Origin of the sequence: Kluyvera sp. Awk 3, assembly GCF_028069715.1 — a bacterium.
Lineage (GTDB): Bacteria > Pseudomonadota > Gammaproteobacteria > Enterobacterales > Enterobacteriaceae > Kluyvera > Kluyvera georgiana_A.
In genome coordinates, this window is the sequence record NZ_JANEWH010000363.1 from 1 (window position 1) to 255 (window position 255).

The following is a 255-nucleotide window of genomic DNA, read 5'->3' on the forward strand; positions in this document are numbered from 1 at the left end:
GCAGTCAGAGGCGATGAAGGACGTGCTAATCTGCGATAAGCGTCGGTAAGGTGATATGAACCGTTATAACCGGCGATTTCCGAATGGGGAAACCCAGTGTGTTTCGACACACTATCATTACGTGAATCCATAGCGTAATGAAGCGAACCGGGGGAACTGAAACATCTAAGTACCCCGAGGAAAAGAAATCAACCGAGATTCCCCCAGTAGCGGCGAGCGAACGGGGAGCAGCCCAGAGTCTGAATCAGCTTGTGT

Annotated in this window: 1 rRNA gene; it reads left to right on the top strand. The window is 51.0% G+C overall.

Annotation, left to right across the window (positions count from 1 at the left end):
- A 23S ribosomal RNA gene (locus tag NNN71_RS25135) occupies positions 1 to 255 on the top strand; the annotation flags it as partial.